This window comes from Stygiolobus sp. RP850M, from assembly GCF_037389295.1.
Lineage (GTDB): Archaea > Thermoproteota > Thermoprotei_A > Sulfolobales > Sulfolobaceae > Stygiolobus.
Genome location: NZ_JBBHKU010000046.1, coordinates 1 through 13,433, shown reverse-complemented (window position 1 = coordinate 13,433; position 13,433 = coordinate 1). Strand labels below are relative to the sequence as shown.

Below are 13,433 nucleotides of genomic sequence, written 5' to 3'. Positions count from 1 at the left end.
ACTTCCTTTTATGGACATCAGATCTAAGACACTTCTTATTCTATCGAGTATGCTGTTAGTTGTTAATTACGTCGAGACGATGGTAATACCCGCATTGCCCACTATTGAAAATGATTTCTCTATCTCCACTACTCTGGCAGGCTGGATAACGTCTGCTTATATGATCTTTGCCGCAGCCACTTCTCCCTTAATGGGCAAATTAGCTGATACTTACGGGAAGAAGAAAATGTACGTAGTAGCAATAGGTTTCTACATAGTTGCTGTTTTGATTGCAGGGTTTTCGCCTAATATTTGGGTTCTTATAGGGGCTAGAGCTGTACAAGGTGTCGGGTTTTCTATGTTCCCCATTGCTATAGCAATAGTGACTGATTTATTCCCTAAAGAAAAGGTAGCATTCGCACAAGCTATTCTAAGTGCAACTATTGGTATAGGACCTGCTCTAGGTCTCCTAATAGGGTCTTATGTAGTAGAGGATCTGGGTTGGCCTTATGCGTTCCACACAGCAGCTATTTTGTCGCTGATAATCTTTGTAATATCATTAAAGTACTTGCCTCACATTGGGCATAGAGTTAAAGAAGCAGTTGATTATGTAGGAGCATCTCTGATAGGACTCGGAACGGTAATGTTACTCATATATATAACTGAGGGACCTACACTGGGATGGGAAAATTCTGAAAACTTGATACTTCTTCTATTATCATTCATGCTCTATGTAGTTTTTATTCTCTACGAAAGGAGAACTAAAGAACCACTACTCAGACTGGACTTATTTATGATAAGGAATTTCGCTGTAGCTAACATTGTGGGCCTGATATCTGGTGTAGGCATGTTCACTGTGTTTATATTCCTTGTTTATTATGCACAACTTCCCCAACCCTACGGTCTAGGTCTTTCAACAATACAGTCAGGTCTATTGATGTCTCCGGTAGCGTTAGGTATGGTCATATTTGGGCCTATTTTTGGCAGGATGATGCCTAAAATAGGTCCCAAACCTCTATTGGTCACAGGTAGTTTGCTCACAATGATAGCTTACATCTTGTTAATGACTTATAGGGCTACGTCACAAGAGGTTTTACTTGACGGTTTCTTATCCTCTTTAGGACTTGTAGCGGTAATACTTCCATTAGTAAATATGGTAGCTTTATCACTACCCGACCAGTATAGAACTACCGGAATGGGCATGAACACTCTACTGAGGACAATAGGAGGGGGAGCAGGTCCTGTCGTCGCTACTGCTTTGATGCAATCATATCAAGTCCCTATAATCGTCATGGTTAACAATCAGATACTAGTAATGGGATACGCACCGTCATCCACCGCATTTAATTACATTGCCTTATTTGGTTTCATGATGATGTTGCTTACATTGTTGGGTTCTATGTTTGCTAAAAACTACAAGTTCAGTGTAGAGAGAAGGGAAAAAATAAAGCCCTTAGTTACCTGAAGTTTTTCCAACTTCTATTTTGTATTTGCTCGTTATTTCCTCAGTTGTTAGCCAAACGAGGAATGCAATATAGGGATAATATATTAAATATTCTGGGTAACTCCTAGTAAAAGTTAGTATCACGTATATTGGAATCATTAAGCTGACCTCCTCTAACCTCTTCCTAAAAAGGTAGGTGATTATTAACGTTAAAGCTAACGTAATGTAAGGTATAGGCTTGAATAGAGTTAAGGGCCAGATCGTATGAAAGACGAAAATACCTATTATCGTAACTATACCTATGCCAACCATTGGTAATTTAGCAAGAACTGGAAACAACATAAGATAGAGTGACTTAGGATAGGTTATAACGAAAGGTAAGAGTATTAATATTGAGATAACGATTGAAGTAATTAGAAAGCGCTTAACGTAATTCCCCCCGAATTTAGTGTTTAAGTAGATGAGCAGGTAAGGAAAGAGTATTATAGCTTGGGGCATTGAGTCTACAGCCATCCCCGTCAACAATCCGAAAATTAGAGGGGACTCGTAAAATGTCAAGCCCAGAATTATTAAAACTATCCACGAAGTAGAGTCCAGTAGAAATACGAATCCGTAAGATGAGACGAAATATCCTGACATTAGGATTAAAGTTAAGGCTAATGCTTTCTCCCAATCTCCTCTCCTCATGAACTTTAAGAAAATTAAGGAAATAACAATTATGTAAACCAAGAGTTCCCACAACCTTATAGGTATGTTAAATAGGTGGGCTGGAACTAAGAATATCGCATTCATCGGAGGGTAATCATAAAAAGTTATGTTTTCTGTCGGTAGCCCATGATAATAGTAAGTACCATTAGGTGTATAATAGAGTGTAAAACCCTTAGACGCATGAAATTGTGAAATGTTAATAACATCGTTAGAGTAGTGAAATATTTCGTAAAGTGAACCGTAATACGGTAAGGAATTCATTACTTGTGAGTAATTACAAATGTACGGATTTACACCTTTTATTATACTTTGGGAAGCCAGATCAGGGAGTAACATTGTGTCCGCCATGTAGCCGTGACCCATTACTATAAAATTAGTACCGTGAAGTTCAGAAGGTATGAATAATAAGACTAGGGTCGATAAGGAGAGGACGATTACGAACAATAAATACGGAGAGATCTTGAAAACTAGGTTTCGGAAATATATCACGAAGGGAGTGACAATGAATAAGGCAAAAAGGGCAAAAGCAGTTTGTATGTTAGAGATCACTCCGAAGGTGTAGACTCCGTACATGTATACTATAGATAATAACCCTAATACGACAGAATATGCAGAGATTCTTGTCAGAGCCGATTCTGATAAGTCCAGAGATAGCTCTCCTCTCTCCACAACGAATACGTAAACTAAAAGTATCAACGGTAAGAAGTACATATAATAAGATGGTAAAGGTCTATAATAAAAGAAAAATGATATTAAAGGAAAGGCCAGAATGCCGTATCTCAGCGTATCATAATACCTTAAGGATAAGATTAAGCCGATAACTATAATCATAATTAGGCCGACAAACGACCATGTCTTTGCAACTTCTATTCCTAAATAAGTTAAAGAAATTAGTCCGGGACCACCGTCGTAAGGCCTAAAATTAGCTACGAATGGGAGTAAGTTATCCCTCCAGAATGCCTTAGGATTAAGTAGGATAAAGGGAAGATCTAAGACTACGGCGGTGATTAAACCATATTTCACCACGCTTTTTACGTCATATCCCTCCTTCCAGATTAAGATTAGGTAAAATAGGGTGAAAATCAACACGTAAAGCCTATAAGTTGATGCCCAAGCTAGCATGATCCCAGAGAGTAAGGGGTTTTCCGGAAAGAGAATTGCTATCACAAATGGTACTATCCAGCCTGGAGTATTCCTATATAATAGAAGAGGAGCGAAATACATGAACATAAACGATGAGGCTAGTAACGAAAAGAGAATCTTGTTTTTTCCTTTCAGTTTATGGAAAATTAGAGCGGAACCAAGGGCTAGGATACCTGCATTATACACGTTTGCTGGAATGCCGAAGGCTACAGCAGGCAGGTAATATAGAGCGGCTGAAGGGAGGTAGTCAAAGTTGTGGACAAAACCGACTATAGTAGAGGGTGTGTAATTACTAGTCCCTTGTTTAAAGATCCACGTGTACTGTTGAGGGGCTAAGGAGGAAAGCATCTGTGGTTCATAATCTTGCGTATATGGATTATGACCCTCGAGTAATGACCTAGCTGCAAGTAACTGAATCAACTGCGCGTCTGTAGGGGAGGGTAGTTCTAGCACAATTTTCTCCTGCGTAAAGCCAAAAGTGAATCTGGCTATTAACAAGCTTAAGAGAATAAATAAGAAAGTAATGAGTATGGAAAGTTTAAACACGCTTTCTTTAGGCCTTAAAGACAAGAAAATTAAGGCTACGCTAATAAAGAATGCTAATATCGAGAACACTATTGAAGGCAGGAACGGGAAGTACCAATATAACGGCCAACCATTGTAATTTCCTACGTAAGCATATGTTCCTACGTTGTAGTAAAAGAATACACTCAGCGCCATCATTCCTAGGGAGAGAAATATCATAAAAGTTGTCATAGTCTTATTGTTCAATTCGGCTCATGAAACGTTGATAGTATAATACTATATATGATTTTTCAACACTCTCTGGCTATAAAATGTGAAATTTTAAGCAAAAAATTAAGATAAAAATGTAGATTAATAACAATAATTAATTTTCACTTATAAGCAAGTTTTAAAGTTTAATAGTTCGTATCCCTGATAATTTGAATAATATGCATTTATTTCAATGATTTTTGTATTATTTATGTTTATGTAGAGAAAATGATATGGGGCATATACATATACAATCTCTGACCCTCCCGTCTTCAAAATAGTTGAATTAGAACACCATAAAAGTCCGTTGGCAGTTATTGTAGGAGAGTCTTGGAGTATCCTGAAGTGGGGTAGGGCTGATCCCTCACCGTAGAATGATACGTTTATAAGGAACGCAAATATGTAATCGTCTTTCTCAAAAACTTTGATGACTTTCATGTGAATTGAATTTTGGTAATTGAGAAAATTAAAATGGAAATAGATACCTAATGTGAGAAAAATTAAAATTGTCAAAGCAAAGAGCAATCTTCTGACTTTTTTCGGATTTACGGGAAGGAGTTTATTATTTTGGAAAGAGTCTACATAAGAAAATAACGGCCAATACATTAAGTAATTCCATAAGACCCTATAAAAGAACAAGAATGACAAATATACTACACCGTACCATCTTTTATTAGTCAATAACCCAACAATTAGTATCAGAGTTGAGGCAACTGTGAAAAAAGCCGGATAGAGGTAATATAACCCAGTTATAGAGATAACGTCTATCCCGTAACCGATTTGTATCAATCCTCCCTTTAGGGGAGTCAACAAGTCGTTTAAGAATAAAAATGGAGATAGGTAAATGAAATATGCGTTAATTAGTAGAAAAGTAAGTCCTGTAAACCATAGGAATTTAATCCTCTCTTTACCTAGGTGTAACAAGTAAAACGGAAGTATGATTAATGGATCTTGTTTATATGAAATCGCTAACCCGTAAAGAACTCCTTTCAACCTCGCGTTTTTCACAGTCATAGATAATAACACAAAAAATACCCAGATAGTATCGTCTACTCCACCTAGAGGATAAAAAAGATAGTTATAATTTAGTAAATATATAGATATAAAAAGTAAAAAAGTCAGTTCATCAGTGTTTAAATACATTAAAACTCCTGTTAACAAGTAAAAAATGAGAATTTCATAATTTGGTGATATATTTAGTATAACTGTCGGAATCTCTATAAGGAAAAAAAGTGAAGGGTAATTTAAATTGGTGACGAAACCTCCTGTAGTATAAGGGGTTCCAATTAAATATTTAGCATAGGTTAAATTGTAGAATGAATATACGTTAGAAGTCAGAGAAAAATTATAAGGGTTTAGATGATGAATAAACAAATAAGCTGAATAATAACCTATCAAAATCTCGTCAGTACCGAAGAAAGTTCTATCAGGTAAAAATAAGAGGGAGATTCCGAAGAACAGAATGAGAGTTACTTTTTTCAATAACTTGTAATAAAAACCTATGAGCAACGGTATGTAAAGAATGAGGAACACTACATTTCTGGTTATTACAAAATAGAGTACTGGAACTACAAATAATTCAGAAATGGCTAGGTAATATGCTACCTTATTATCAATTTTAAGATCACTAATAAGGAGTACACCGCTTAGGAATAGTAGCATAAGTGCTGGAATCGTGTAATAATACTCAAGGTATGCGTTACTTCCGTCAAATTCCATCGCGATGAATAAGAGTAATTGTGCAATATTGGCTATCGCTGGTTCTTTTTTTACAATTTCCACGAATCGAATTTTATGTTCGTCAGATATATCTTTAATCGGTAATAGAAAGATTAAGTGTAATTGTATATTTAAACACGGTTTACAATTTTTATAGTTCTACAAATAAAATACTTCAATAAATAAAGGCATACTCATGCAAAAATGGATTCACTCAACAATAGCATCGGTATTCGCATGGGCTGGTAATATATACGATCTCCTGATAATCACTTACGTTTACACGGACTTATCAACATGCCTCGGAGTTAATACTGTGACGGGGACTTTATTATTTGCCTTAGGTCTGATATTCAGGGTAATTGGCGGTTACGTTTTCGGTAGGATAGCCGATATGAGGGGGAGGAAAATAGTGTTAAACGTAGGAACTGCGGGATATGCCTCGTTTCAGGCAATGTTAGCATTTGCTCCCAATGTTTATGTATTACTTTTAGCCAGAGCTTTACAAGGACTTTTTATGGGTGCACAATGGACAGCGGGTACTGTGATAGCTTATGAAAACGCCCCACCTTCGATGAGGGGGTTGATTAACGGGATAGTACAAGCCGGTTACGGATTAGGTTACGCATTAACTGGATTAGCCTATTTATATTTGCATGAAGACTGGAGATTATTCCTACTTACGGGTGCCCTTCCCTTAATACTTATACCGTATATAATAACGAAGGTAAGCGACGTGACTACATTCACGAAAAAGAGAAAGATTACCGTAAAGCCCTATCTGAGTGTCATAATAAGGTCCACGATAGTTATAGCAGGAATGTTCTTCTCTTATTACTCAATATTCGCCGTATATCCCGAGTTCCTCTCATCAATTGGTATCTCAGACAAATTAGTAGGGGTTTTGATGACTGTCTCTAACATAGCCTTAGGTATTTCATTTATAGTATTCGGTAGGGCTTCGGACGTTATCAGTAAAAGGTCGTTGATTATTGTCGGAGTTATAGGCGAAATGATAGGTTTACCTTTAATGTTAGATATAATTCACGGCTATGTAGCGTTAGGTTTAATGATTTACACGATATCTACCGGGTTTTGGCCTTTGGCACCGTTACTAATTGTTGAGTCGGTTCCGATCGAAGCCAGAGGTGCAATGACAGGCCTCGCATACAATCTGGGTAGCATAATAGGTGGAATAGGTAGTATTACTATGGGATACTTGGTCACTTTATACGGAATAAGGTCTACGTCCCAGTGGGGAATGATAATGGGATATGCAACTTTATTAATCGTTTTCCTTACTTTAATTACATGACATCAAGCTGGTAATAAGGTGAAGTCTAACTTATAAACTGTTCATGTCTAACCAATTTTTTCATGATAGGAAAAGTAATTGGAATAACTTTAGTTATTTTAACCTCGCTAACGGCTTTTGGTATATACTTTCATTTCATAAAAGTAATTGGAGATAAACTAGTCATATCACTACCTTCAAAGGTGTCTACGTATATGACAATTGTTAACAATTTAACGGAAGTCAAGTATTCACACTTCCTCGAGAAGAGTTCGACCCTCTTGTTGTACTCGAACTCTTCCAATTTCACATACGTATACAAAGTAAACCCATTATCAGGAGTGTATAACGTAGAGATCCGCTCATACTCTCAGGAGCCTTTCTCTATTGAGATAATAAACATAAGTGACGGAGAGGTAATTTACAACAAGATGGGGGTAAAGCTTTCGGACTTTAGAGCATACAACATCTCATCACCGTTAAAGATTGAGATATTCAACATCTCCTCAGAGCTAGACCTAAACGTTACAATGTATTCTTTTTCTGGCACAAGTTAGGTATTTATCCCTTATCTTCGCAATCTAAATTATGAAGGCAGTACGTTTTTATGATGCTCATTGCCACTACTCCTACCTAAAGAAAAATTATGAAGGCTTTGTGATTGCAGGTGTATCTATGGACTATGCGTCTTCCGTTGAAACGTTGTCGTTAAAGTCAGAAAACGTACTCACTGGAGTGGGTATCCATCCTTGGAAAGTCCATGAAGAGAAGTTAGAGAAAATAGAAGAATTAATAGGTAAAGCAGATTTTATAGGAGAGGTAGGGTTGGACTACAGATTTGCGAAAGCGAACAAGGAGTTACAGCTCTCCTATTTTACTTTCTTTGTGAGAAAGGCAGCTGAGAATGATATGTTGATTAACGTTCATGCTTTAGACGCATGGAGGGACGCATTCAACGTACTAATTAATGGAGGCGTTAAGAGGGCAATCTTCCACTGGTATTCAGGACCCGAGGACTTACTAAAAGACATTGAAGGTGCTGGTTTCTACATAACCGTTAACCCGTCGGTGACGTTTCAACAGAAGCACAGAAGGCTTATAGAAAAAGCTCCAGTGGAGATCTTACTAACGGAAAGCGATGGCGGTTATGAATATAGGGGTAAGCTCCTAGAGCCTACTGATATAATTAACACTATCCCATTCGTGGCACAGCTTAAGGATATAGATGTAGAGGAGTTATCAAAAATTATACAGAATAACTTCAGGAATGCGTTCAACTTGAAAATTTAGGTAAAAGTTTTTCATCTTAACCTTCAAAGTATCAGTGTGGAAGAACGGAAAATAGCGATCGTTACGGGGGCAAGTAAGGGAATAGGTAAGGCTACTGCAATTAAACTAAAGCAACTAGGTTATACTGTTATCTCCGTATCTAGAAGTCAACCAGATGTAGGTGATGTGAAATACCAAATAGATGTGAGCAATAAGGATGAAGACTTTAGGGTCGTCAAAGAAGTAAAGGAGAAGTTCGGGAAAATAGACGTTCTAGTAAACAATGCTGGTTTTGGGGTTTATGGTTCTTTCTTGGAGACCTCTTTAGAGGAAGAGGAATATATGGTCAGAACCTTATTTCTTGCCCCTCTTTATTTTACAAAGGCAGTTCTACCGGATATGGTTAAGAGGAGAGGAGGAGCAATCGTAAATATAGTGTCGGAGGCGGCTTACGTTGCCTCTCCTAAACTCATAGTTTATTCCGCATCTAAAGCGGCTCTAGCCCATTTCACGAATGCCTTATGGGCTGACATGAGGAAGTATAACGTTAAGGTGAGTGGTGTGTACCCTGGGCCAGTGAAAACGAATTTCACTTCTCACCCTTCGTTTAAGAATGTTAAGGAGACAATATTCGATAAATATGCAGTCGAACCGGAAAAAGTAGCAAACGCCGTTGTTAAAGCCATCAGAACTGGAAAGAGGGAAATATATGTCTCTTCTAAATTGATGATGGATCCTTATTTCCTAAAATTAGCAATGGTAATGCAGAACTTAACTTACTATATCATTTCTAAAATCTTTTAAGCTTGAGTAAGACCTAAATTCTCTTTATTATATGTTTTAACTCAGGAATTTACGGGTGATTTTATTATTAGCATGGTAATATATAACGAGTAATGCGGAAACGACAAGTAACCTTTCTTTTAATTCTCTCACTGTTGATACCAACAATATATATGGTTATTATAACCCATTCTGACGTGGGCTTTAGGTGCCAAGACCTCCCTAGCTTGCCTATTGCAGTTCAAGATCCGGCCGTGGTTTACTTCAATAATTCAATATATGTTATAGGAGGAATGGCGCAAGGTCCCTCATACTCTTCAGCGGTATTTATTTACTCGCACGGGAGGTGGACTCAAGGTCCTAGTCTACCTTTCCCTTTAATAGGTGCTAGGGCTGTAGTATATAACGGAAGTATTTATGTAGTAGGAGGGCTTAACATATCTGGGATATTCGGGGGCATATTGAAACTTCAGGGAGATCAGTGGGTAATAGTCTCTAACTCTATGCCACGACCGGTTTATGACGAGGGAGTCTTTGTTTATGATAATCAGCTCTATGTAATAGGAGGAGCTAATTTCACCGGGCTTGACTTAGCTCCTCCCTCAAACCTAATACAAGTCTACTCGTTTTCAGACGGAAGTTGGAAAATAATAGGAAAGACACCCCAGCCCCTCTCTAACTTTGGTTATTACTTCAACGGGTCAGTATTGTTCGTAATAGGAGGATATATTGGGTATGCCTCAACTACTGCATCAGTTTACGAGTATTTCCCCTCCAATAATTCATGGGTATCATTACCTTCATTGGCTTCAGGTATTGAGGGAGAAGCTGTAGGTTATTACGAAGGTACGTTATTTTTTGTAGGAGGTTATTATTTTAGTTACGGCATTATACAACCCGGCGTTATTGCATATTTGTACAACAATACATGGCATTACACAACGTATACTGAAAATGTTCCTACTGAGTCCAGCGGTTACGTACAATTAGGCAATACGTTGTATATAGTAGGAGGAGCTTTATTACCATCACAAGTACCTACGGACGTGTTTCAGTCTGTGAAAATAATATTACCACCTCCAGCCCCTAAAATAGTGTATTTCTCAGCAGGAAACGAAACAGCGACGATCGTATGGTCTGATAACGCTTCTACTGGTTACTACATAAATTATTGGAGCAGCGACGGTCAGAAGGGCTCTGTTATGACCTATTCTACTTCTTATACATTCACTAATCTAACTGACGGGGTAAAATACTATTTCCAAATAATCCCTTTCAACCAACAAGGTAACGGTACACCCTCACAGATAATAGTCTTGACTCCATTTTCAGTTCCAAACCCTCCAATACTTCACGTAAAGTTAGGAGATAAAAATGCTACAGTATCATGGAAAACAACTTTTAACGGTGGGTTACCCATCCTTGGATATTATCTGTTCATGAAGGGAGGAAATATTACGTTTGCTAAAAACTTAGGGAATATAACGTCTTATATTTTCACTAATTTAACTCCGGGTAAGACTTACACTGTCGGGGTCATAGCCTATAATCAGATAGGGAACAGCAGCGAAGCCGAGGTAGAATTTGTTGCTGTCGAGAAAGCATCGGTACTTTTCGTAGTTAGTAAATTAGCTGAAGGTTTATTAGTATCATGGAATTCAACCCAACCCTCAAAGTTCATCCTTACTGTGACCTCAGGAGGTAAAGTCATTGCAAACCTTACGTTAACTAATTACTCAGTGCTACTTAAGATACCCTTCGGAGTCTATAATGTAACTTTGAAGGCTATAAACCAAGCTGGCGTTACTACGACGAGTGCATTGGTATCGTATTACATAAAACCCGCAGTACCAGACGTTACAGTGACGATTGAGAATAATTACATAAACGTGAGTTGGCCATCCTCACCATATGCTCAATACTACTTGGTATATGTTAACAATACCCTTGTAACAAATACCACAAATACATCGGTATTAATACCATTAAGCGACGGATATCTAGTGATAAAAGTAATTGCCGCTAACGCAGGAGAGGAGTCGACCCCGTATGTCGAGGAGATAGACTATTCTGCAGATATTTCTCAAATTAACGTTACTTCGACCGATGTTAATAGTAACTTCACGTTAATTCAGAGTATAACACCACCTACCACGTCAGTAACGGATGTGAGTGTAAACTTAACAACGGCGATAGTTGTCATTAGTTTATTCTTGCTATCATTAGCGGTTGTACTTGTGATATTAGAAAGAACCAAATGATTGAAAAACTGGCTAGCTAGGGAGAGGAGATGAGGAGGAAGGGTTATGCTAAGTACACCCGAGGGTTTCAACATCTCCCTCTAGGGACGTAATGTACGGGCTGGAGCAGATCATGGTAAGGTTACCCGTCCTGTGCAGGGGAGAGACTGAGGACTGGAATGATGGAAGAATTATCCAGGGTGGGAGGCCCTGAACATCACCCTCTCCTCCCGCATTACTCGGTACTGAAAGGGAAGCTGAACGCCAAGCTCTGGACTCCGATCTGGAGGTGGGGGAGGGGAGTTCAAGTATTTGATTGTGAACGGGAATTAAGTAAAGATGAGGGGATGCGGGAAGGCTGTGATCATGATCGTTCTCGGACTCATAGAGGGTAGAGTGAAGGGCATGCTGAACCTCCTCTTCTTCACGGCCGAGTCCTTCAACTCGTCCCTAAAGGTAGGTTAGCAATCGCTACTACGCGTGGAGGACTAGATCGTCCGTGCCATAGCTATTAACTACAACCTCTCATCTACTATCTTATCCTTCGTAATAATATTACATATATCCTTATTTCCTTATCAAACAATCAAATATATTCAATAATTTCTTCATTGAATAAGCTAAATCAACTGAGATATTACAATTCATAAAGGATCCCTGAATCTCCAAAATGTAATTTGCAATGTTAAATGGGGAAAAAGATACACAGAATTCTAAAGTTATGGTTTATTTTCTGAGCTTAACCCCTTAAGTTTGCTGAACACTCCGAGGAACATTAAAAGTGATGCTAAGGGAAAGATTAAAGACGTTAAGCCAAGGTTTATAATTAGTCCTTCCATAAAGTTGTCCAGAGCGGTAATTATAGTGCCGACTAATGATATTACAGCCACTTTATCAATGTCCTTATTTATAGTCCTGGCGTAAAGATAAGACACGTTAGGGGATACGATCGCATAGAGAAAAGAATAAGCGATGTACATGACACCGCCATAATATCCAGTTCCCATGAGAGCCAAAATCAGCAATGAAAGCATAAAGCTCATGATAAGTAATCTGCCTTTGATAAACTTGGAAAAATAAGCACCTATCGAAGAGATAACAAATACAATGACGAAATAAAACACCTCATCATATACTGATAAACCGGTGTAGTAGTGAATTACTATCGGTATCATGTTGGTAAAGAGTGAGATGCCTATAATATAGGTTAAGTACCAAGAAAACTCCCTCAAACTTCTCCTAACAAACTCAATTGATAGGGTGTATTTTACAGCAACCGGCTTCATTTCAATAAACTGTGACAGAACTATAGGAACGATCGCAACGAGAGAGAAAGAAAGGTAAAAAGTAGAGAATGGAATGTACTTAGTAAGATAAAAGGCAAGGAAACCAAGGGCTGCGAATACTCTCCTCAAAAAACCTAGTGCGGAAAATTTAGATCTATCTAAATCTCCCAAGAATACAGTAACCGAAGAACCTAGAGAACTTGAAAGACCTATCAGTAGAGCATTTGCCAGGAAAGTAAACAGAGAGGGATATAAAGCCAAATTAAGGAACACTATGGATGAAAATAAAAAAGACAAAGTATAGCTTAGCCTCTCTTTGCCCTTAAAATAATGAAGAATTGGAATAAATGTAATTTTAGATAAAAACTCGAGCGAATATATTATACCAATTTCATAAGGACTTATACCAAATAAGTACATGTACAAGGGATAGCCTAAGAACTGAAATCCTAAAAGAAAGTCCTTAATTACTAAAGTAGAGGCTATGAATCTGAAGAAGTTTTTATGGGAATCCATTTACTACTAACCTTTTCGTATATTCTAGTTGCATGCTTTATAATCCCCTTCCCGTTTCTACAGCTTCTGCAGATACTGGGTCACATTGAACACGTCTTTGGAATTAGAGTTGGTTCAAATTTCTTATTATTCTCGTTTTTACTTAATTCTTTTAAATTTACAGCAGTTATGGGAATCTTAGGGAGGTAATACCAAGAAGTCGGTATTAGCGAGAAGTTTTTAATTTTAGACGTCTTCATACTGAAAAGATGTCAAACGGAAAAGGACAAATCGAGTTA

General features: G+C 37.8%; 9 protein-coding genes. 6 read left to right on the top strand and 3 right to left on the bottom strand.

Annotation, left to right across the window (positions count from 1 at the left end):
* Positions 1-10: 10 nt before the first annotated feature.
* Entirely contained in the window at positions 11-1,444 is a 1,434-nt protein-coding gene (locus WIW52_RS05085; protein ID WP_337709036.1) for an MFS transporter, read from the top strand.
* Here WIW52_RS05085 and WIW52_RS05080 read toward each other — a convergent pair.
* Together WIW52_RS05080 and WIW52_RS05075 are read right to left on the bottom strand one after the other, a co-directional pair.
* Positions 1,433-4,030: a hypothetical protein gene (locus WIW52_RS05080; protein WP_337709034.1), complete on the bottom strand. Its 2,598-nt coding sequence runs from the start codon at positions 4,028-4,030 to the stop codon at positions 1,433-1,435. The genes WIW52_RS05085 and WIW52_RS05080 overlap by 12 nt on opposite strands.
* Positions 4,031-4,174: 144 nt before the next feature.
* On the bottom strand, positions 4,175-5,830 hold the full coding sequence (locus tag WIW52_RS05075; RefSeq protein ID WP_337709033.1) for a hypothetical protein: 1,656 nt from the start codon (positions 5,828-5,830) through the stop codon (positions 4,175-4,177).
* Positions 5,831-5,963: 133 nt separating this feature from the next.
* Between WIW52_RS05075 and WIW52_RS05070 the strand changes: the two genes are divergently transcribed.
* From WIW52_RS05070 to WIW52_RS05050, 5 genes are all read left to right on the top strand, one after another.
* Positions 5,964-7,082: an MFS transporter gene (locus WIW52_RS05070; protein ID WP_337709032.1), complete on the top strand. Its 1,119-nt coding sequence runs from the start codon at positions 5,964-5,966 to the stop codon at positions 7,080-7,082.
* A gap of 62 nt (positions 7,083-7,144) precedes the next feature.
* Positions 7,145-7,618: a hypothetical protein gene (locus WIW52_RS05065; RefSeq protein ID WP_337700015.1), complete on the top strand. Its 474-nt coding sequence runs from the start codon at positions 7,145-7,147 to the stop codon at positions 7,616-7,618.
* Between the two features lie 31 nt (positions 7,619-7,649).
* Positions 7,650-8,351, top strand: a complete 702-nt coding sequence (locus WIW52_RS05060; RefSeq protein WP_337709030.1) for a TatD family hydrolase — start codon at positions 7,650-7,652, stop codon at positions 8,349-8,351.
* 36 nt (positions 8,352-8,387) lie between these two features.
* Complete coding sequence (locus WIW52_RS05055) at positions 8,388-9,134, top strand: SDR family NAD(P)-dependent oxidoreductase (RefSeq protein WP_337709028.1); 747 nt, start codon at positions 8,388-8,390, stop codon at positions 9,132-9,134.
* A 92-nt stretch (positions 9,135-9,226) separates the two neighbouring features.
* Positions 9,227-11,374, top strand: coding sequence for a fibronectin type III domain-containing protein (locus WIW52_RS05050; RefSeq protein ID WP_337709027.1), 2,148 nt, complete (start codon positions 9,227-9,229; stop codon positions 11,372-11,374).
* Between the two features lie 698 nt (positions 11,375-12,072).
* On the opposite strand, the gene WIW52_RS05045 is transcribed toward WIW52_RS05050, so the two are convergent.
* Positions 12,073-13,155 carry a hypothetical protein gene (locus WIW52_RS05045; protein WP_337709026.1) on the bottom strand — a complete coding sequence of 361 codons (1,083 nt, stop codon included), beginning with the start codon at positions 13,153-13,155 and terminating at the stop codon, positions 12,073-12,075.
* Positions 13,156-13,433 lie beyond the last annotated feature (278 nt).